This window comes from Rufibacter tibetensis (assembly GCF_001310085.1).
In the GTDB taxonomy this organism is placed as follows: Bacteria; Bacteroidota; Bacteroidia; order Cytophagales; family Hymenobacteraceae; genus Nibribacter; species Nibribacter tibetensis.
The window spans coordinates 1,952,510-1,972,659 of the sequence record NZ_CP012643.1 but is presented as its reverse complement, the minus strand read 5'-3'; the positions used below and the strand labels follow the sequence as shown (position 1 = coordinate 1,972,659).

The window sequence follows — 20,150 nt, the reverse complement described above, 5'->3', positions numbered from 1 at the left end:
TAGGTTGATTTTGTAAATTCACCTTGCCAGCCGCTCTAGCGCAGTTTCCTCCATCTGGCACAGTTTAGGTTTTCCTTTTTACAAAAAGACCAGCCGCCGTGGAACAAAGCCTAGGTAAAATCCTGATCATAGACGACAACGAGGACATTCTCTTTTCGGCCAAGATGCTGCTGAAGAAGTATGCCCAGCAGGTGCTCATTGAAAAAGACCCGCGTAAGATCCCGTTCCTCCTGAACCAGGACACCTATGACCTCATCCTGCTGGACATGAACTTCCGTGAAGACACCACCAGCGGCAACGAGGGTTTTTACTGGCTCAAGGAAATCTTGGCAAAAGACCCATCGGCGGTAGTCATCATGATTACGGCATTTGGCGATGTGGAAATGGCGGTGCGGGCCCTGAAAGAAGGCGCTACGGACTTTGTGCTGAAGCCTTGGCAAAATGAGAAACTGATTGCCACCTTATCGGCAGCGTCTAAGCTGAAGACCTCTTACAAAGAAATCACCACGCTTAAGAAAACCAATTCGGCACTGGCGTCTCAGTTAAGTCAAAGTGTAAACCTGATTACTGGTCAAAGCCCGGCCATGCAGCAGTTGTTGCACCTCATGAACCGTGTGGCCAAAACCGATGCCGATGTGTTGCTCCTGGGCGAGAACGGCACGGGCAAGGAAGTCATTGCCAGAAGCCTGCACCAGCAATCGGCTAGGGCAGATAAGGTGTTCATCTCCGTAGACATGGGCTCACTCACCGAGACCTTGTTTGAAAGCGAATTGTTTGGGCACAAGAAAGGCGCCTTCACCGATGCCAAAGAAGACCGCGTAGGCCGCTTTGAGATGGCGAACGGCGGCACGTTGTTTCTGGACGAAATAGGCAATCTGTCCATGGCCATGCAGGCCAAACTGCTCACGGTGTTGCAACGCCGCGAGGTAATCAGGGTAGGCACCGGGCAACCTATTCCCATCAACGTACGGCTGATCTGCGCCACCAACATGCCCCTGCAGCAGATGGTGCAGCAAGGGCGTTTCCGGCAAGATTTGCTGTACCGCATCAACACCATTGAATTAAATCTGCCCGCCCTGCGCGATAGGGTAGAAGACCTGCCGCTGCTGGTAGACCATTTCCTGAAACGCTACGCCCAGAAGTACAAGCAACCCGCTAAGTCTGTCTCGGCAGCGGCGCTGGAGCGGTTACGGCGCTATGACTGGCCCGGTAACATCCGGGAACTGGAGCACGTGCTGGAGCGGGCATCTATCATTTCAGAAAACCACGTGTTGCAGCCGCAGGACTTTTTCTTCCTGCAAATGCAACAGCCCTCTTTTTCTGAAAACATGCCCCAAACGCATAACCTGGATGAGGTAGAACGGGCCACGGTAGTCAAGGCCATGGGCAAGTACGATGGCAACATCTCCAAAGCCGCCAAGGAACTGGGTCTTTCCCGCGCATCGCTGTACCGCCGCTTGGAGAAGTATGGGCTTTAAGAATTTCCGGTATCAGGTAGTGGTACGGGTGCTGCTGCTGGTGGCGTCGGTGTTCCTGTTTTTCAAGGTAGATTTCAGATCTTCTCTGGTAGCCACGCAAGTGGCCATTGGCGTTTTGATTGTGGTGCAAACGGTGGGGCTCATCCTTTTTATAGAAAATACCACCGAGCGGCTCATCAAATTCCTGAACACCATCAAGTACGATGACTTTTCTGAGGTTTTCTCCTCGCGCGGTGAAGGGAAAGTCTTTGACGAGCTCTACCAGCGCTACAATGAGGTCATCCGGAAATTCCGCGACATCCGCTCTGAGAAAGAAGCCACTACCCAGTATTTCCAGACGGTGGTGCAGCACATTGGTATTGGCATCATCACATTTAAGAAAACGGGTGAGATCCAGCTCATTAACAATGCGGCCAAGCGGTTGTTGCAGGTGCCGTACCTCACCCACGTGGAACACCTCAAAGCAGAGGCTCCTCAGTTAATGGAGCAACTACTGCAATTACCCGCCGGCCAAAGCAAAGTGCTGCAGCTTAAACGCGGCAAAGAGCGCGTGCCGGTGTCTTTGTTTGTGGTTGATCTGGTCATGCGCGGCGAAGATTTTAGGTTGGCCTCTATTCAGAACATTCAGCGGGAATTGGAAGAAAAAGAGATGGAAGCCTGGCAGAACCTGATTAGGGTGCTCACCCATGAAATCATGAACTCGGTGACGCCTATTTCTTCCTTGGCGGGCAGCGTGGCCGCTGATATCCAAGATGTCTTAGAAGCACAACCCAGCGAGCAGATTTTGCTGCAGCGCGAGGAAACCGAAGACATGGGCATGGCGCTGCAAACCATTGAACGTCGCAGCCATGGCTTGGTGCGCTTTGTGCAGGATTTCCGGAGTTTGGCACGGGTGCCCGTTCCTAAAAAGCAGTTCTTCCCAGTGGCCCAGATGCTGAGAGAATTGCAAACGCTTTTCCAGGAAGAACTCACCCATGAGCACGTCCAACTTGTGGTCAACTGCCCTTCCGCAGATCTGCAAGTCCTTGCCGATCGTGAACTGCTGGAGCAGGTACTCATCAACCTCATCCGGAACGCCATCCATGCCCTGGCAGACCAACCTATCAAGAACCTCCAGATAGATGCTTTCCCAGACCAGGATAGCCGGGTAGTCATCCAGGTCTCTGACAACGGAAGCGGGATTGCCGAGGAAGCCCTGGAGCAGATTTTCCTGCCTTTCTATACCACCAAACCTACCGGCACCGGTATTGGCTTGAGTTTATCGCGGCAAATCATGCGGTTGCACAAAGGCTCGTTAACGGTCAGTTCAGAGTTAGGAGAGGGCACCACCTTCACGCTTCGTTTTTAGGCAATTTCAGCAAAATAAGCCAAAAACAGGTGCGCTAAGAAGCAGGCCATTCCATTTACAACAACATGTGCGGCATGTTCTGAAGTGTTGTTTTAGCGGAGATAGAGGAAGATTCAAAAAAATCTGTAATTTGGGAGGCGCTTTCCTCACTTCTCAAAATAATTCTATGTGCCTTGTCTCCCCCTCGTCTTTCCGGTGGGCATTGTTATTACTTTTCTTTTTAGCTTCTCTTGTGTCATTCGCGCAGGAACCGCCGGTAAAATACGGGGTGGTTTCTGAAGAAGAGGTGAAAATGAGGCTATACCCCAAAGACACCAGTGCGGCAGTCGTCATCTTAGCAGATTATGGCTATTTGCACTTTCCCAATCCGCTGAGCCAAAAGTTTACCCTGGAGCGGGTGACCCGAATCAAAATCCTAGAAAAAGGAGGCTTGGAATGGGCCAACGTAGAAATTCCATACTACCATAAAAGTGCTTCCTCAAAAGAGGAGGTCTCCAGCATTGCCGGTACTACTTACAATTGGGAAAAAGGGCAGGTGGTAAAAGTGCCATTGGGCCCTGATGCTATCTTTGATTTAAAAAAAAACGGAGCATTGCACGTGAAGAAGTTTGCCATGCCTGCGGCCAAAGAAGGTGCCGTGCTAGATATTACCTATTCCATTGCATCTGAATTCATTTCTAACCTCACGGAGTGGAGTTTTCAGAGTGCTATACCCGTTGCGCACAGCGAGTTTAGAGCCCACATACCGGAGTATTATAACTATCGGCCTTATGTGCTAGGGTTTGAACCTCTTTTAATCAATGAAGTAAAGGCTGGCGTTCTGCCTTCAGGTAAAACGAAAACCAAAGAATATAGATGGGTACTAAAAGACGCTCCTGCCATTACGCAAGAGGCCCATACCACCACCATTGAAGATTATGTTACCCGGATTGAGTTCCAGATGATGTCTATCAGATTGCCTGGTGAGTATGCTGAACGGCTATCCCTTACCTGGAACGGTTTTGTGCAGGCGCTGCTGGAAGAAGAGTCCTTTGGCAGAATGCTGGAGACGGCAGATTTTTACCAGCCCGAGATACTTAAATTCAAAGACATTCGTGACCCAGTGGATCGGATAGCGGCCGTTCAGGAGTTTGTAAAAAACAATGTGAAATGGAACGGCTATGATGGGGTATTGGCTACGCAGAGTTTCCGGAAAACACTGGCTTCAAAGACCGGGAATGTGGCAGACATCAACCTCTTGCTGATGGCTATTTTGAAAAGCACAGGCCTTCCGGTTCAGCCGGTTTTGCTCAGCACCCGTGATCACGGCATGGTTCCCCGGCATTCCCCAATTCCAGAGAAGTTCAACTATGTGGTAGGCTACCTGGAGATTGGCGCCAGAAAGTTTCTGCTGGACGCTACCGAGCCCGTACTGCCATTTGGGATGCTGCCGGACCGGTGCTTAAATGAAGAAGGGTGGATGGTAAGTAAACCGGGGACTATCTGGGTGCCGTTGCAATCAAGCGAAAAAACGATGAGTTTTCTGACCGCCGATGTTCAGGTCCAACCTGACGGAGTATTGAGTGGGAAGGGTAAGGAATCATTCAAGGGGTATTATGGGGTGGACTTGCGCAAAGCTATTCAGGCAGCGGGTGAGGCAAAGGGTTTGAACGCCCAGCCTGGTCCGGTCCAAAAAGTCCAGCGGGAAAAGCTGGCTATCCAGAACCTAGCGGACTACAAGAAACCACTTAACCTGGAGTATGACATTGTAAGTGAAGGCAGCTTTGACGAGAATGGAATCATTTACCTGCAGCCTATGCTGTTCAAAGCCCAGGTGGAGAACCCTTTCAAACTTAGCACAAGAAAGTACCCTGTAGACTTCGGCTACCCTTTAGAAGAGGTGTATATGTGTTCGTTCACCTTACCAGAGGGCTATGTGGTAGAAGAACTGCCTAAAAACATACTTGTTTCTTTGCCTGAAAACGGAGGAAGCTTTACGTATGCTCTAGAGGTCGCAGAAAACAAAATTAAAGTAACAAGCAAGCTCAATATAGCCAAGCCAATTTTTCTTGCCCAGGAGTATGCTCTTTTGAAAGAGTTTTACAACCAGATCATCGCGAAACATGCCGAGCAGATTGTGCTGAAAAAGAAAGTGTAAACCTGCGGACCCCACCTTTCTTCCATCTGCTATCCTTATAATCATCCCTGTTGCAAGGTTGGACATTTAATCATCTAAAGGTGTTGTGGCTGCTTTCTGTTTCTAGGCTGTTTTAGTTGAAGGATGTTAAAATCGGGTGCCTTCCTCAGAAGAATGTAAGGCAGATGTGTATCTTTCCCCAGATAAGACACTCCTATGTTCCTCCCTGCTTTTACATCTTTCCGCCTGCCGCTCTTTTTTATGATTCTGTTGCTGCTTTGGTTTTGCCCAAGCAGAAGCGCACTGGGGCAGAGCGGTAGGTACGGAAGTGTGTCTGGCACCGTAATAGATGCCCAAACCAAGCAGCCATTGGGATTTGCCACTGTCTTCATCGCCCAAACTACGTATGGCACCAACTCTGCGGAGAACGGCACTTTCAAACTGACTTCATTGCCCGCCGGAAGCCATGAGTTGGTAGTTTCTTTTCTGGGGTATGAAACGCTTTCGCATAAGTTTACGCTGCAGGCCGGGCAGCAGCTTACTTTTAGATTTGAGGTGATGCCTAAGGCGAATGCGCTGCAAGAGGTAGTGGTACGACCAGATACGAACTGGCGGTATAACTACGGCGTCTTCCTGAAGCATTTTATTGGACAATCTGCCAATGCGGCCCAAACCGAAATCATCAATGCAGATGTGCTGTATTTCCACTTTGATCCTCAGGAGCGGGTCTTGACTGCGGAGGCTGCTAAACCATTGATTATTGAAAGCAAAGCCTTAGGCTATCGACTGCATTTTGTGCTGGAAGAGTTCAAGGCCGATTTCAAAAATGGGCAGATCTTCCATGCCGGGCACCCCAGGTTTGAAGAACTAAAACCCCGGGGCAAAGCACAACAAAAACGCTGGGCGGCGGCGCGGCTGAAAGCCTATCATGGGTCTATGATGCATTTTACGCGCGCCTTGTACCACAATACCCTAGAGGCCGAGGGATTCAATGTGAGAAGATTGCAGCGGCTGCCTAACCCCAGTCGCCCCCCCGAGGAAGAGATACAGGCTGGGTTGAAAAGAGCCAGAAGTCAGATGGGTAACCAGATGGTCATTACTCCTTCTTCTAATGGCAATGAAGATAGCCTCACGTATTGGATGCGCATGTCCAGGGTAGATAAGACAGTAGCGTTTCTACACAAAGATCCGATCCCGTACGACCAGATGGTGGTGCTTGAACCCACCGGTGACCGGCACCGGCTTCAATTTTTAGACTACTTGAATGTAGTATACACCAAAGAAAAGGAAGAGCTGAATTACATAAACCAAAGCGCTTTCGCTAAACGCCGCACTCCTACCTACCAAACCTCCCTGCTTACCCTGCTGGAGCCGTATACCTTTATTGAGCCCAATGGAATGATCCTGAACCCTTACTCGCATGTGGTGGAGGGTTACTGGGCTTTTGAGAAGCTAGCCGAGATGCTCCCGCTGGACTATGCTCCTCAGGCAGTGGAATAAATCACTTTAGACGAAGAAATGAAGTAGCGTTCATCGCCTTCAGGAAATCAGAATACGCCAGGGCTCTTCTCTTTATTTGTTTGAAAAAAGGCGGACGTACACCTGTGTGTTTCAATTTAATAAATGTAAGGTTTACATCAGTGGTAACGAGGCTGTTGCCTATCCTATTTCACCCTCCTAACACCCTCCCAAAGTAGAAGCAGAATAGAAGTAATTGTTGGAATAATTAAAATTATTGGTGCTAAGGAGGTGGGCTTAGAAAATTTTTTAAAATTTTTGATACGAATAACGTTTTGTAGCCGGAATAGTTACATATTGTGATGGAATTTATGAAAGAATAATCTATACTGTTTTTGTAAATAAGAGAAGTTGAATCTGCAGAGAATAAAAAGAACCTGCCTTGTTTTTGCATCATTGTTGCCCTCAGGATGAGTAAGGTGGTCTATCTATTGTCCTCTTAATGGAGTGGGGTATTGGTTGTAATATACATATACAGGGAAGTGCTGTTTCTACTAGCCAGGAAAGAAAACTATATCTAAAGAACACAAATACTATACATCTATATCATCTATTAAAAACTCCCGCTCTATGCCCAACTCTACCCTTATTAACACACGGTCATTATTGACGGTGACATTCCTTCTGTTCTATTCTCTGGCTTACGGCCAGGAAACCCCCGTCAAATTCGGGAAGGTGACAGAAGAGGAAATCAAAATGCAGGTTTATGCCAAAGACACCAGTGCCGCCGCGGTGATTCTGGCAGATTACGGCCGTTCTTATTTTACCTACAACCAAGGCTTCAAAGTGAATTTTGAGCGTATTCAGCGCATCAAAATCTTAAAGAAAACCGGCTATGACTGGGCAAACGTGGTGGTGCCTTATTACCAGCGCAACAGCAGCAAAGAGCAGGTGGTCAACATCAAAGGCGTTACCTACAACATGGAGGGCGGCAAAGTGGTGAAAGTCAAAATGGAAGACAAAGCCGTTTTTGACGAAAAGGAATCAGCGAACTGGTTTAATAAAAAATTCACTTTGCCGGCTGTAAAAGAGGGCTCAGTGCTGGAGGTCTCCTACACAGTAACCTCAGATTTCATCTTCAACCTGCGCGACTGGGCTTTCCAGTCTTCTATTCCGGTGGTGTACAGTGAGTACAGGGCCTCTATTCCGCAATATTTTGAATACAAGCAGGTGCAACAGGGATATGAGCCGTTTGTGATTAGTGAATCCTTGCCTGGAAGCACAACCTTCACCGTGCGGTGGAGCAGCTCCATTGAACCAGGTATTGGCGGCGGACGCTCATCTGGAGGTTCAGAGACAATCAGCGCTACAACCGTCAACCACCGCTGGGTGATGAAAGACGTGCCAGCCATTACCTCAGAAAGCTACATTACCACTGTTAGTGATTACATTTCAAAAATAGAGTTTGAGTTGGAGTGGGAGCGGTTTCCGGGTGAAATCCCTAAAAGATACGCTGGTAACTGGGATAGCTTTTCAGAAGAATTAATGAAAGAAGAGCGTTTCGGGTTGCAGTTGAACCGTACGGGCTTTTTCAAAAGCGAAGTTGCTGCCCTGCCTGCTGCTACGGATACCTTGGCCCGCCTGAACACCATCTATGAATTCGTGAAGAAATCAGTAAAATGGAATGGAAACGGCGGCAAATATGTCACCAGCACCCTGCGCAAAGCTTTTGACACCAAAACCGGGAACGCAGCAGACATCAACCTGATGCTGGTAGCCATGTTGCGTGATGCCGGTTTTGAAGCAAACCCAGTGGTGTTAAGCACCCGCGACAACGGCCGCGCCCCGCATTCACCAGTTCTGAGCAAATTCAACTATGTAATTGCTTCGGCTAAAGTAGGTGACAGAACCATTTTGATAGATGCCACAGACCCATTCATGCCATTAGGCGCATTGCCAAAACGATGCCTGAACGGCGATGGTAGGTTGCTTACAAAAGCCGGGAGTCAATGGGTGCCATTGCAGGCAGCAGACAGAACAACTGAGTTAGTGAACGCAGAAATAAAAGTGTTGCCTACCGGAATTCTGAACGGGAAAGTGACTGAGTCCAGAAGTGGCCTTTGGGCGGTTAACCTGCGCCACAGTGTACAGGAAGCAGGAGAAGCCAAATTCCTGGAGAAAATCGTCAGCAACCAGAATCAATATGAGCGGAAAGCGCCCGTGCTGCAGAACCTGAAAGAAGTGCACAAGCCATTGGGCTTGCAGTATGAGGTAGCCAGCGTAGGAGATGACCAGACCAAAGACATCATCTACCTAAACCCTATGCTCCTGAAAGGGGAGCAAGACAATCCGTTCAAGAACAATAACCGGAAATACCCGGTAGACTTCGGGCATCCTACAGAAGAGGTGTACATCTGCAATTTCACCATTCCAGACGGGTATGCGGTAGAGGAGATGCCTAAAAACGTGGTTGTGGCATTGCCCGAAAACGGCGGAAGATTTACCTACATGCTTCAGGCAACTGGAAACAGAATTCAGATCATGAGCAAAGTGACTATCTCCAAGCCCGTTTTCTACGCCGAAGAATACGAGTACCTGAAGCAGTTCTACACCCAGATGGTAGCCAAGCACGCAGAACAGATTGTGTTAAAGAAAAAAGGATAATCTGTTTTCAGGCTTATTTTCTTAAATCCATGCAAAAACGACTGACAGTACTTCTGCTCTCCTTATTGGTGAGTGCCACCTCTTGGGCCGGAGACATGCCCACGTACCTTGCGCTCACCATTAACCCGGCCTTGTCTAAGGGTGCTAATGCGGTGATCCGCACGGAGGAAACTACGTTTACCGTCAATTCTCCAAAATCTGCTACTGAAAGAATCAAGATAGCGGTGACGGTGCTGAATGAAGAAGGGAAGAGACACGCCCGGTTGGTAGTCCCCTATGACAAGCTGAACAAAGTAGACTATATCAAAGGTGCAGTCTATGACATGCTGGGCAAGAAAGTAGGAACGCTGAAGACTTCTGAAATCAAGGATTACAGCAACACCAGTGATTTTTCTCTGTATGAAGACAACCGGGTAAAAGTAGCGGCTTTATCTACGCCATCTTACCCATACACGGTGGAGTATGAGTACCAGACCACCTCTTCCAACATGCTGTTCTACACCCGTTGGGCTCCTTTAGACGGAGAAAAACTGGCAGTAGAGAAAGCCTCTTTCCAGGTAACTATGCCTGCCGGAATGCCATTGCGGTACCATGAGCAATTGGTGCCCACAAAAGCAACCGTAAAGCAGGAAGGCTCGCAGCAAGTGTACGCCTGGGAAGTAAAAGATTTGGCTCCTATTGAGCGGCAACCGTACGGCCCGCCTTTTCACGAACTGGTTCCCATGGTCAGCACGGCGCCGGGTGCCTTTGAAGTACAAGGCTACGCCGGAACTTTGGAAACCTGGAAGTCTTTTGGCGAGTGGCAGAACAAGCTAAACGCAGGCCGTGACCAGATTCCGGAGGCCACCAAGCAGCAAGTCCAGGCCTTGGTGAAAGACCTGCCTACCCAGGAAGAGAAGATCAAGGCCATTTACCAGTTCATGCAGAATAAGACGCGGTATGTGTCTATTCAGCTGGGCATTGGCGGGTGGCAGCCATTTGAGGCTTCTATGGTAGACGGAAAAGGCTATGGAGACTGCAAGGCCTTAAGTAACTACACCAAAGCTTTGTTAGACGCAGCGGGTATCAAAAGCCATTACGCCCTCATTTATGCCGGTGATGACAACCGCCCTGTTCTGAAGGATTTCCCGAATAGCCAGTTCAACCACGTAGTAGTGTGTGTGCCTACCGCCAAAGACACCGTCTGGCTGGAATGCACCAGTCAAATGGCCGATGCCGGGTACACCGGCTCTTCCACTGGTGACCGTTACTCCCTGCTGATCACCCCGGAAGGCGGTAAACTGGTGTCTACTCCGCGGTTTGCCGCGATGGACAACATTCAGAAGCGTGCGGTACAGGTAAAGTTGAATGCGCAGGGCACCGGAGTAGGAGAGGCCTTGACCTACTTTACCGGTATTCAGCACGAAAGCAGAAAAGGAGTGCTGCAGCAATATGCTCCGGAAGAACAACTCAAGTGGCTCTACCGGAACACCCAGATTCCGGCCTTCGAGATCAAGAACTACACCTTAGAAAAGGTGAAAGGTGCGCCCGAAGTCAAAGAGAAACTGCAACTTGAGTTGCCTAAGCTGGCCTCAGTAAGTGGCAAGCGTCTCTTCATTACGCCCAACCTCATGAACCGCTGGACCAGCGTGCCCGCTACAGATGAAAGCCGGAAGCAGGATGTTGTCTGGTCTATGTCTTTCCATGATGTAGACAGTGTGGAGTATGAGATTCCGGCGGGGTATAAAGCTGAAAACATGCCCAAGCCTGTGAAAATTGCCTCGGCATTTGGCGAGTACCAGGCACAGGTACAGATGCAAGGCAGCAAACTTATCTACGTACGCCAGCTCACCATGCACAAAGGTCGCCATTCCGCCGCCAAGTACATGGAGTTGGTGAACTTCCTCAAGCAGGTTTCCAGGGCAGACCAGCAGCAAGTGGTACTGGCCGCAGAAACCACCTGATCTTTGGAGCCTGCAAAAGAAAGGAGAGATATCCCTTTTGCAGGCTCTTTTTACCTCCTACCCAACTACTAAACCCTTTATTTTGTATGTATACCAATGTTTTAAAGCCCTGGCTGGTAGTGCTGCTGTTAGTGGTAGGCGTGAGCACCCCGGGTTATTCTGATAACCCCTTCAAAATGGGGCAGGTCACGGCAGAGGACCTGAAGATGATTTCTTATGCCCCAGACACCAGTGCCTCCGCGGTGGTGCTGCATGATTTGGGAGAGTCCTCCTTTTCTTTTACTAAAGGCACGCAGCTGCAGTTCAAGCGCATCATCAGAATCAAAATCCTGAAAAAGAATGGCTTAGATGAGGCAGATTTTGTGATTCCGTATTACGTGCAAAAAGACGGAAGACGCGAAGAAGTGCGCAATATAAAAGGCGTGACCTACAACATGGAAAGCGGCAAGCAGGTGAAAATAGAACTGGATGACAAAGCTATTTTTGACGAGAAGAGAGATGCCAACTGGCGGTTGAAAAAGTTGACCATGCCTGGCGTGAAAGTAGGATCCGTGATTGAGCTGTCCTATACCATCACGTCAGATTTCATCAAGCTGCTGCGGGAGTGGGAATTTCAGCACAACATTCCGGTGAAGTGGAGTGAGTATCGGGTGGGCATGGTTCCGTTCTTTGACTACAAGCAAATTACGTATGGGGTTCACCCGTATCATATAAAAGACGCCAAGATAGAGCATAAGACGGCGGCCTACTCTTATACAGATGATGTAGGCTATGCCAAAGTGGATAAAAATGGCTCTATCTCTATGGCAGTGGTGCAGTACCAATGGGTGATGAAAGATGTGCCGGCTTTCACAGCAGAGCCCTACCTCTCCAGTGCCAGCGACTATATCTCCAAAATAGAATTTGAGCTCTCCAAGGTCCAGTATAATGATGACCAACCACCTCGGTACGTCTCTGGTGACTGGGAGAGTTTTACCAAAGAGCTTCTGAAAGAAGAAGAGTTTGGGGGGCAACTCACCAATACGGCTTACCTGAAGAAAACCGTTGAGGGGCTGGTAGCCGGAAAAACCGATTCTTTGGAAAAAGTGAAAGCCGTGATGGAGTATGTGAAAAGCAACATGCGCTGGAATGGTAAAAACAGCATTTACACCGACAACCTGCGCAAAGCTTTTGACAACCGCCTGGGTTCTGCCTCTGAGGTAAATTTGCTGCTCACGGCTCTGTTGCGTGAAGCCGGAGTGGCTGCCCACCCCATGCTGGTCAGCACCCGGGAGCACGGCCGGCCAGTGATGAACTCGCCTATGATCAGCAAGTTCAATTACGTGATTTCCTACGTGTCTGTAGGAGGTAAAAATTACTCGCTGGATGCCACGGAGCAAGACTTACCCTTTGGGATGCTACCTATGCGTTGCCTGAACGGAAAAGGGTGGGTGTTCCAGGCGCCTGCCGGGAAATGGGTGCCCCTCACCGGGTCAGAGAAAAACGCTCAGTTAGTGTCGGGGAACCTTAAAATCCAGCCTACCGGCGAGGTAACTGGCGCATTAACCGAAAAGTATTTAGGGGTACCTGCCCTGCAGGCCCGCTCTTCCATCCGGAACAAAGGAAAGGAGACGTACATCAAAGAATTCGCCAATGCCGGACCAGACTGGGTGCGGAAGGATGTGAAAATCCACAACCTGGAGAATTTACAGGAGACTCTAAAAACGGAGTACCAACTGAACAGAACCGGAGAGGGGGAGCCCGCTTCTTTGCTGTATGTTTCGCCTATGCTTACCCACGCATTGGACGAGAATCCGTTCAAACTAGCCACCCGGCAATTCCCCATTGACTTCGCCACGCCGGTAGATGAAACGTACACGTTCACCTATCAGCTACCTGAAGGTTATGACCTGGAAGAGATGCCGAAGCCTGCCACCGTTACCCTGCCCGGCAACGCCGCCAAATTCACGTATGTAGCGCAGATGATCAACGGCCAACTGCAAGTCGTAAGTAAGCTCAATATCAACAAAACCTTGTTTGAAGCCTCTGAGTACGGCAACCTGCGTGAATTCTATAACCGGATGGTTGCCAAGCACGCAGAGAAAATTGTCTTGAAGAAAAAAAGCTAACCTTTGTTTTAAGTCCTTCTTCTTAAAACAGCCTTTGAAGCTTTCTTGATAAAAATAATCTCTACCTTTAGGTCCTATTTAAAAAAGAAGCCTTGCCCAGTGGGTGAGGCTTCTTTTATTGAGAGGGTTTGAGCCCAGGACTTGCTCTGCAAGAGAAGTAAAGAAAGAGAAGATGAAATCACGGCTGTTTTTGTTTGCTGTATTTTTTGGCCTGCTGCTGACGTTGGTTGCCCAGGCGCAACCCGATAATCTGAACCATTGGGTGCAGTATTCCGGCTCCTATTGGTTTAGTCCCCGCTGGGTGGCCACTGCCAACCTGCAATACCGCACCTATCAACCGGTCAAAGACCCGCGGGTGATTTTTACCGGAGCCGAGGCTTCCTATAACTTCAAAGGAGCTCCGGTTACTTTGACCACCGGATATGCCCATCTGTTCAACCGTAACTACGTCACCGCTGAAGAAACCGACTTCACCCATGAAAACCGGCTCTATCAGCAGATTGCTATTCGGGGAAATCTCTGGAAAGCAGGTGTCACGCACCGCTACCAGGTAGAGGAACGCTGGCTCACCCAAGGCTACCATACCCGTTTCCGGTATTCGGTGGCCCTACGCATTCCGTTAGGTCCGAAGGAGCTGGAAGTTCGCCCCTGGTACGGCATCCTGCGCAATGAGGTGCGGGTCATTGTGCGGGATCAGCCTTTTGACTCTAACCGCGTCTCCGGCGGATTGGGGTACACGTTCAGTAAACACCTAACCCTTGAAGGCATGTGGATGTCTCAGTTGCATGGCGGCGGCAGGCATCAGCACTTTACCATGTTTATCTTAAAACATGATTTCGGCCGAATGGAGTAGCGGTAGATACTAATGCTACCAGCCCTGCAGTTTGGCGGCAGTTTTCCGGAAAAAGGTCGAAAACAGTCAACTACATTTCAACTGCCTGCTTCTGGTTTTGCTTTACTTTACTTGGATAGATTTACAAAACAATATTCGCCAGGGAGTCCTGCTTCTTGTAGGAGGCGGTCTGCTTTAAACTGGTTAAATGATCTGCCAGTCTCAGGGCTTGGGCCACTACTGTTACTGTGGGGTTGGCATGGCCTCCGGTAGGAAAGGTAGAGGAACCGGCAATGAACAGATTTTTCACTCCGTACACTTTGGCGTTCCGGTCTACCACGCCCTTATTAGGGTCATCAGACATCCTGGTAGTTCCCATGTGGTGCGCGTAGGAGTTGAAATGCTGAAGTCTGTTCAAGAGGTATTCTCTAAATCCATCTTCAGTGTACTCTATCTTGCCTAAGTTTTTCTTTCTGAACCGGGCTACAAACAGGTTGTGGGCTTTTACCAAAGATTCTACATCGTTTTCGGTGAAAGCAATCTGTACGTTCACCCTGGGCATTCCCAAAGCATCCTGGCTGGTTTGGGAAAGGGTAATGCGGCTGTTACGGTTTGGGGTCTGCTCCGCGGAAAAGAAAAGTCCCCAGAACTTGCTGTTCTTAGAGGGCAGCCGGGCCGGCAGCCCGAGATTATACATGCGGTGCGACGTGGAGCCCAGGATTCCTTTTGCCTGCACTTCTTTTCTGAGAAAGTCCCGCAAGCCGGTAGCCTGTGAAACGTATTTAGCGGCATTATACAGCATGGTAGAAAAAGGGCTTTCTTTCTCTGTTAGCTGATGCGGGTACGACAGGTAAAAAATGGTATTCAGGAGCTCTTTGTTTGTTTGGGTCTGCTCCGGAATTCCCCAGCGGCGGCGGCAAAAGATTCCCTGTGCGTCACGCTCATAATCAAAGATGATTTTCTCTCTATGGTCAGGAGCCACTTTGGCATAGGTGCCTGTGATATGGGTGTTGTAGTACCGACCAACGTTGTCGTGCTGGTTCCCGATGCCCGTGGGGAAGTAATCGTTGGTAGAAGCAAGCAGAAGTCTGGGGGTTTCAATGCCGCCTGCAGCAAGAACATACTTTGCGGCCGTCACCGTTATTCTGGCGTCACCTGCGGCTACTGACAAGTGGGATACCTTTCCATTGCCTTCTTCCATGTGCAAAGACAGGGCATGGCAATCTAGCAGGACTTTTACGGTAGGGCTTCGCTCCAGCTCTGCCTTGTACGCTTTAGCAAAATTGATTGGGGCGCTGTAGCGCTCCAAGAAGCTTGAGTCAAAATCACTGGAATCAAAGCCCGGAATAATCTCTTTTGGTTTGGTTGGGAAAACAGAATGGGCGTTGAAGTCAAAAGCCCCTATCTGGCATATTCCGCAGGCTTTCTTGTAGTAAGGCACCATCTCCTTGTAAGTGATTGGCCACCCACTGTCTGGCACCCAGGAACGGTGTCGGTAATCTATGGGCTCAAAGGGAACACACCGTCCGGCCCAAACTGCTGTCCCGCCGCCAAATTGCCGTCTCCGCATTTTGTCTGGTCGCTCATGTGACATTGGTGGGGAAACTTCTCCCTTGTAAATATCCTTGTTTGCTAGCGTTTGAGTCCAGCCTCCTCCTGTCACAATGACAACTTTGATTGACTTAGAGGCCAGTTGTAGCGCCATCGCGATGGCTGCGGGCCCTCCCCCTACAATACAGATGTCAGCTAATAAGTCCTGTTTATCAAGAAGGTGTTCCTTAGAAAGAATCATTGTACAATAGCTTTGCCATTAAAGCGCTTCAAACGGGCATTCATCAGAAATGCCATTTAATGCAATGCCTCATTAGCTCTGGTAATAATCAAGGCGTCCAAAGCATTGCATGTAAAAACAAGGGGAAGGCAAATAGCTGAAGGGGGAAAGTATATTTGCCCTCTAAAAATACAATAGTTTGCGTAACTGTGTAAAAATTAAATTAAAATATAACTTATTAAATAATATTCAACTAGTAGCTTTGGAAAAGCAGCATATTTCAAAGAGAAATGAGGGATGGAGAGAGGGTGCAAAAGGGGCTTGCAAGGTGTTTACTGCGTTGTTTGATGCGATGGAGCCATACATAGTACCAGTTTAGTAGTTCTGAGGCACCATAACCCCGTAAAGAACCATAGGCAAGGCTTATTCTAGAAGAAGGCTTATCTTAGGAAGTGATGAAAGCAGCTTAACAAGAAGAGTGTTCTTAGAGCCGCCTTAGTGCTGCTTGTGATGTGGCCAAGGCACAAAAAAAGCGGCTTAAACTATTCGTTCAAGCCGCTTTTCGTCGGAATGGCAGGATTCGAACCTGCGACCTCCAGCACCCCATGCTGGCGCGATACCAGGCTACGCTACATCCCGATCATTGGTATCTGCTGCAAAGAAAGTGAAAATTTTTTTCCCCCAAAACACAGCGTTCACTTTGTGCCAAGGATTTTTGGGAGCTGCTTTCGGTTATAAAGCTGTTTTTAGAGAAGTAGGGCAGAAACAATCAAAGGCTCTGAGGTGGTTCTCACAGACTTGTGCAAGAATTAGGCAAATTAGAAGCTACCTTCAAAAAGTTATTTGCTTTAAGCACTTTAAACAGGTTCATAAAATTTATATTTACCCTGCAACACAAATTGGTTGGCAACGGAAGTTAAAAGACCTTCCAACGGCATCAGCTTTACACCCGCAACAAGTATCCTTTATGTACGAAGCAATCCGGCAATACATAGGCAAAATCACTTCCTCGGTTATTTCTGATGAGGAGTTCAAGCATGTGGAGGAAGCTTTTCAGCCGAAGAAGGTGAAGAAGCGGCAGTTCCTGTCGCATGAAGGAAGTGTTTGCCAGCACATGGCCTTTATTGTGAACGGGGCCATGCGGCAGTACGTGATTGACAGCAAGGGCGTGGAGCACATTGTCCGGTTCGGGATTGAGGGCTGGTGGATGAGCGACCGGGAAAGCTTCAGCATGCTCACTCCCTCAAAGTACAACATTGAAGCCGTAGAGGACTCTGATCTGCTTATTACCACCAAAGAGAAAATCACCCATCTGAAAGACCGTTCGCCACTATTCCTTAAAATGGCGCATGTGCTGGATGAGAACAACTTCATTGCTAGCAATAACAGGATTGAGGCCAACATCAGCTTTACCGCCGAGGAGAAGTTCCAGCAACTCATGAAGTCTAACCCGGCCTTCATCCGCCGCTTTCCTCAAACCATGCTGGCTTCTTACCTAGGAATTTCTCCCGAAACCCTGAGCCGGATACGGAAGCAGATGTATGCCAAGAAAGAGTAGCCATCCCAAAGCTGAGCCAGGAGCCCTGCTTAGAAAGAAGCGTCCATGCCACCGTCTACTCTAAAGGTAGTTCCGGTAATGAACTCACTCTGGTCAGAGGCCAGGAAGTAGACCATGTTGGCAATCTCCTCCGGTTCAGCGTAGCGGCCCAGCGGAATAGCAGCGGCAAATGTTTCTCTAGCCTTGGCGTCTCCCAAATCTTTCTCAATGTCCTGCATCATGCGGGTGTTGGTCTGGCTGGGGTGCACCGTGTTTACCCGCACTTTTCTGGGAGCCAGTTCCAGCGCGGCGGTGCGCATGATCCCGAGCACCGCATGCTTGCTGGCCACGTAAGCCGAAGCAAACGGAGAGCTCCCAAACCCGCCAATGGAGGAGGTGATAATGATGCTTCCGCCGTCACTGATTACCGGAATGGCATACTTCAGCCCCAGAAAAGTGCCTTTTACATTGACGTTGTACACTTTGTCAAACACTTCGGTGGGGTACTCCTGGATAGGCTTCATCACTCCCTCAATGCCCGCATTGGCAAAGAAGATGTCCAGTTTCCCGAACCTTTCCAAGGCAACTTGTACGTAGGCAATGGCATCTTCTTCCTTAGACACATCGGCGGCGAAATAGGCGGCCTGATCGCTATTTAACTCAGAAAAGGTTTCTTTGAGGGAGGCTTCATTTAGATCGACCAGCAAGACAGAAGCTCCTTCCTGCAGGAGACGGTTGGCCGTTGCCTTTCCAATACCACCGGCGGCACCGGTTACTAGGGCTACTTTGTTTTCAAGCGGTTTCATTCCGTTTTCTTAAAACTGTTGTGTAACTACCTTAAAGTGCGGTGGCTCCGCCGTCAATCACCATCTCTGAGCCGGTCATAAACGAAGACTCGTCTGAAGCCAGGAACAATACCCCGTAGGCTACCTCGTCTGGGTTTGCTTCGCGGTTGAGCGGGGTGGCGCCCACGGCCATGGTCTGAAAATCGGCGGCTCCGGCCATTTCTTTGGTCATGGGAGTGGCCACGTACCCCGGATGCACCGAGTTGACCCGGATGTTGTCTTTGGCAAATTCGCCGGCCGCTCCTTTGGTGAAGCTCCTAGAGCCGCCCTTAGAGGCGGTGTAGGCCGTAGCGTTCGCAGAGCCGATGATGCCGCCAATAGAGGAAATGTTCACAACAGACCCGCCTTTGTTCTGCCGCATGTAGGGCACCACCGCCTTCAGGCCCAGAAACTGGCTGAGCAGGTTCACGGAAATGACTCGGTTGAATTCCTCCACGGTGCGCTCTTCCAGCGGGGTTACCAAGTTGCCTGTGATGCCGGCGTTGTTTACCAGAATATCTATCTTGCCATAAGCAGCAATGACCTGTTCTACCGTCTCGCGCCAGCTTTGCTCAGAACTCACATCCTGCAGGCCGTACTGGGCCTTGCCTCCGGCCTGCGTGATTTCCTGAACCACGGTTTTCAGTTTCTCTTCCTGCACATCCGTCAGGAAGACTCTGGCGCCTTCTTTGGCAAAAAGGATAGCCTCGGCGGCACCCATGCCTCCGGCAGCGCCGGTAATAAGGACTACTTTATTTTCTAATCGTTTCACAGCAAAATCTATAGGTTGGTTTAAGCAGATGGCCGTTCAGCCACCAATTGAAAAAGGTTTCAAGGGTGATTTCAGTTGACAAGAGCAGTACCAGTTGCTCCTATCAACTGAAAAGAGAAGTGATTCAGGATTGCGCAGGCGTGAATACCCGGTTTTTGTCTAGACCATGTTTTCTTCTGGCCAGCACCTGATCCAGGCTGCTTTCCTTTATGCCGGTGAGCACAATCTGTATGGCACCTCCCAGAATAGACAGGTTCTTGAGGAACATGATAAACTGCATCTGGTAAGCCATAGGGTCTGTTTCAACCCAGAACTGGTGCATGGTGAAGGTGATAGGCACCAGGAACATAATGATGAGCAAGGCCCCTAACCTAGCTTTATAGCCCAGAATAATACTTAGCGCCCCGGCAAGGGCCATGGCCCCGGAGAACGGAACCATGAGCTCCGCCAAAGGCACTCCCTGCGAAGAAGCATAGGCAATGGTAGGTGCCGAGAAGTGAGATACCCCAGACACAAGAAACAACAAAGAGAAAAGGATACGGCTGGTTAATGATGTGATAGTTTTCATGGTTTTAAAAAATTAGAGGTGGATGTATGTGGTTGAAAAAGATTGGTTTAATTACAGTTGAATGAAATTAAGGGTGGCCAGTTGCCCTTTGGCCTGCTGAAGTTTACCTCCTCCGTCCAGGGTGCCCAGGTCTACCGGGGCAAACCCGATGCTGCTGATCACCTCTCTCACCACGGCTTTGGCAGATGCATCGTCTCCGGACAGGAAAAGCACGCGGTGCCCGTTTCCTACCGCCGGGTCAGCCTGCAGAACTTTAAAATATAGCGTGTTAAACGCCTTCACCACCCGGGCGCCGGGCAGTAGCTCCTGCACTACTTCGCTGGAGGCGCGGCCTCCCAGGTCGGCTACCTGAAAGTCAGGGGCGTAGGTGATGAAGTGGTTGGTGGCGTCAATGACAATGCGGTCTGTCCAGTCCGTAAGCGTAGTCAGGCTCTCCAGTTGCGACCAGGGCAGGGCTAGCAAAACGATATCGGCTTGGGCTGCTTCCTCACGGGTACCGGCCTTGCTGTTGCCTCCTAAAGAAAGAATGGTTTCCTGTAGCGATTCAGGACCGTGGCTGTTACTCAGGATCACCTGATAACCAGCTTTTACAAAATGACGGGCGGCGGTTTTCCCTATGTTGCCTGCCCCAATAATTCCGATGGATGTTTTCATGATGTTTTGTTTTTGAATTGATAACAGGACAAAGGTAGAGGAGCGGGGAGCCCCGGTGCATTGAGGTAAATCATGGA

General features: G+C 49.4%; 14 protein-coding genes and 1 tRNA gene. 9 read left to right on the top strand and 6 right to left on the bottom strand.

The annotated features are described in order from the left end of the window. Positions 1-98: 98 nt before the first annotated feature. The 8 genes from DC20_RS07755 (at position 99) to DC20_RS07720 (ending at position 13,968) form a co-directional block, all read left to right on the top strand. On the top strand, positions 99-1,478 hold the full coding sequence (locus tag DC20_RS07755; protein WP_062543301.1) for a sigma-54-dependent transcriptional regulator: 1,380 nt from the start codon (positions 99-101) through the stop codon (positions 1,476-1,478). Next, positions 1,468-2,826 (top strand): sensor histidine kinase, encoded by a 1,359-nt coding sequence (locus tag DC20_RS07750; RefSeq protein ID WP_062543300.1) that lies wholly within the window; start codon positions 1,468-1,470, stop codon positions 2,824-2,826. Before DC20_RS07755 ends, DC20_RS07750 begins: the two co-directional genes overlap by 11 nt. Positions 2,827-3,058: 232 nt before the next feature. Next, entirely contained in the window at positions 3,059-4,963 is a 1,905-nt protein-coding gene (locus DC20_RS07745; RefSeq protein ID WP_062543299.1) for a DUF3857 domain-containing protein, read from the top strand. Between the two features lie 195 nt (positions 4,964-5,158). Then, positions 5,159-6,442, top strand: a complete 1,284-nt coding sequence (locus DC20_RS07740) for a carboxypeptidase-like regulatory domain-containing protein (RefSeq protein WP_062543298.1) — start codon at positions 5,159-5,161, stop codon at positions 6,440-6,442. Between the two features lie 588 nt (positions 6,443-7,030). Then, on the top strand, positions 7,031-9,064 hold the full coding sequence (locus DC20_RS07735) for a DUF3857 domain-containing protein (protein ID WP_062543297.1): 2,034 nt from the start codon (positions 7,031-7,033) through the stop codon (positions 9,062-9,064). A 29-nt stretch (positions 9,065-9,093) separates the two neighbouring features. Continuing rightward, entirely contained in the window at positions 9,094-11,007 is a 1,914-nt protein-coding gene (locus DC20_RS07730; protein WP_071885404.1) for a DUF3857 domain-containing transglutaminase family protein, read from the top strand. Positions 11,008-11,093: 86 nt separating this feature from the next. Further along, the gene (locus DC20_RS07725; protein ID WP_062543295.1) at positions 11,094-13,115 is read left to right on the top strand and encodes a DUF3857 domain-containing protein; all 2,022 of its coding nucleotides are present in this window, start codon (positions 11,094-11,096) and stop codon (positions 13,113-13,115) included. A gap of 172 nt (positions 13,116-13,287) precedes the next feature. Then, complete coding sequence (locus tag DC20_RS07720) at positions 13,288-13,968, top strand: DUF2490 domain-containing protein (protein ID WP_157593091.1); 681 nt, start codon at positions 13,288-13,290, stop codon at positions 13,966-13,968. Between the two features lie 121 nt (positions 13,969-14,089). Here DC20_RS07720 and DC20_RS07715 read toward each other — a convergent pair whose 3' ends face one another. Then, positions 14,090-15,739 carry a GMC oxidoreductase gene (locus DC20_RS07715; RefSeq protein WP_062543293.1) on the bottom strand — a complete coding sequence of 550 codons (1,650 nt, stop codon included), beginning with the start codon at positions 15,737-15,739 and terminating at the stop codon, positions 14,090-14,092. Positions 15,740-16,283: 544 nt separating this feature from the next. Then, positions 16,284-16,357, bottom strand: a tRNA-Pro gene (locus DC20_RS07705). Positions 16,358-16,685: 328 nt separating this feature from the next. On the opposite strand from DC20_RS07705, the gene DC20_RS07700 reads away from it, so the two are divergent. After that, positions 16,686-17,276 (top strand): Crp/Fnr family transcriptional regulator, encoded by a 591-nt coding sequence (locus DC20_RS07700; RefSeq protein ID WP_062543291.1) that lies wholly within the window; start codon positions 16,686-16,688, stop codon positions 17,274-17,276. A gap of 29 nt (positions 17,277-17,305) precedes the next feature. Here DC20_RS07700 and DC20_RS07695 read toward each other — a convergent pair whose 3' ends face one another. From DC20_RS07695 to DC20_RS07680, 4 genes are all read right to left on the bottom strand, one after another. After that, a complete protein-coding gene (locus tag DC20_RS07695) occupies positions 17,306-18,061 on the bottom strand; it encodes an SDR family NAD(P)-dependent oxidoreductase (protein WP_062543290.1) in 756 nt (251 codons plus the stop codon). A 31-nt stretch (positions 18,062-18,092) separates the two neighbouring features. Beyond that, positions 18,093-18,851 carry an SDR family NAD(P)-dependent oxidoreductase gene (locus DC20_RS07690; RefSeq protein WP_062543289.1) on the bottom strand — a complete coding sequence of 253 codons (759 nt, stop codon included), beginning with the start codon at positions 18,849-18,851 and terminating at the stop codon, positions 18,093-18,095. A gap of 124 nt (positions 18,852-18,975) precedes the next feature. After that, positions 18,976-19,419, bottom strand: a complete 444-nt coding sequence (locus DC20_RS07685) for a DoxX family protein (protein WP_071885403.1) — start codon at positions 19,417-19,419, stop codon at positions 18,976-18,978. Between the two features lie 51 nt (positions 19,420-19,470). Next, entirely contained in the window at positions 19,471-20,073 is a 603-nt protein-coding gene (locus DC20_RS07680; RefSeq protein WP_062543288.1) for an NADPH-dependent F420 reductase, read from the bottom strand. Between the last annotated feature and the right edge of the window lie 77 nt (positions 20,074-20,150).

What these genes read in the sequence shown, in the direction of transcription:
- DC20_RS07680 (WP_062543288.1), bottom strand. Translation starts at nt 20,073, where the DNA reads ATGAAAACATCCATCGGAATTATTGGGGCAGGCAACATAGGGAAAACC.
- DC20_RS07725 (WP_062543295.1), top strand. Translation starts at nt 11,094, where the DNA reads ATGTATACCAATGTTTTAAAGCCCTGGCTGGTAGTGCTGCTGTTAGTG.
- DC20_RS07695 (WP_062543290.1), bottom strand. Translation starts at nt 18,061, where the DNA reads ATGAAACCGCTTGAAAACAAAGTAGCCCTAGTAACCGGTGCCGCCGGT.
- DC20_RS07750 (WP_062543300.1), top strand. Translation starts at nt 1,468, where the DNA reads ATGGGCTTTAAGAATTTCCGGTATCAGGTAGTGGTACGGGTGCTGCTG.
- DC20_RS07735 (WP_062543297.1), top strand. Translation starts at nt 7,031, where the DNA reads ATGCCCAACTCTACCCTTATTAACACACGGTCATTATTGACGGTGACA.
- DC20_RS07720 (WP_157593091.1), top strand. Translation starts at nt 13,288, where the DNA reads ATGAAATCACGGCTGTTTTTGTTTGCTGTATTTTTTGGCCTGCTGCTG.
- DC20_RS07685 (WP_071885403.1), bottom strand. Translation starts at nt 19,419, where the DNA reads ATGAAAACTATCACATCATTAACCAGCCGTATCCTTTTCTCTTTGTTG.
- DC20_RS07700 (WP_062543291.1), top strand. Translation starts at nt 16,686, where the DNA reads ATGTACGAAGCAATCCGGCAATACATAGGCAAAATCACTTCCTCGGTT.
- DC20_RS07740 (WP_062543298.1), top strand. Translation starts at nt 5,159, where the DNA reads ATGTTCCTCCCTGCTTTTACATCTTTCCGCCTGCCGCTCTTTTTTATG.
- DC20_RS07730 (WP_071885404.1), top strand. Translation starts at nt 9,094, where the DNA reads ATGCAAAAACGACTGACAGTACTTCTGCTCTCCTTATTGGTGAGTGCC.
- DC20_RS07715 (WP_062543293.1), bottom strand. Translation starts at nt 15,739, where the DNA reads ATGATTCTTTCTAAGGAACACCTTCTTGATAAACAGGACTTATTAGCT.